Raw genomic sequence first — 752 nt, forward strand, 5'->3', positions numbered from 1 at the left:
AGCTGGCAGCGGCAGTACCGCAACCTGCTGGCCGGGGCCCTGCTGGTGGTGGGCCTGCTCGGGGCGGCCTCCTACCGCCGCTACCGCCTGCAGCGCCGCACCAGCCGGCAGCTGCGCCAGGCCCAGCAGCAGGAGCACGCCCGCAACGCCGAGCTCGAGCAGGTGCAGCAGCAGCTGCGCCAAAGCCTGGGCGAGAAGGAGGTGCTGCTGAAGGAAGTGCACCACCGGGTGAAAAACAACCTGCAGATTGTCAGCAGCCTGCTGGCCCTGCAAGCCCAGGCCCAGGCCCGCCTGCCGGTGGTGGCCGCCGCCCTGCGCGAGGGCCAGAACTGGGTCAAGTCCATTGCCCTGGCCCACGAGCTGCTCTACCAGGCCGACGACCTGGCCCGCGTCGACTTTGCGCTCTTTGCCGAGCAGCTGGCCGCGCACCTGCGCCGGGCCTTCGCCGCCCCCGCCGTGCAGGTGCGCGTGGCGGCCGCGGGCATCCGCCTGGACACGGACACGGCCGTGCCGCTGGGCCTGGTGCTCAACGAGCTGCTGAGCAACGCCTTCAAGTACGCCTGCGCCCAGGGGCGGGCCGGGCAGCTGGAGGTGGCCATGCACTACGACGAGGCCAGCCATTCCTACCGCCTGCGGGTGGGCGACGACGGCCCGGGCCTGCCGGCGGGCTTTACCCTGGCCCAGGCCTCGTCGCTGGGCCTGCGCCTGGTGCAGAGCCTGGCCCGGCAGCTCGGCGGCCAGCTGCTGCTGCC

General features: G+C 73.0%; 1 protein-coding gene. It reads left to right on the forward strand.

All coding sequences use genetic code 11. The features are described from left to right. Positions 1 to 752 (forward strand): sensor histidine kinase (locus ABD919_RS13805; protein WP_345236611.1); only part of this gene is annotated, 752 nt, incomplete at both ends.

This window comes from Hymenobacter saemangeumensis (assembly GCF_039541835.1).
GTDB lineage: Bacteria > Bacteroidota > Bacteroidia > Cytophagales > Hymenobacteraceae > Hymenobacter > Hymenobacter saemangeumensis.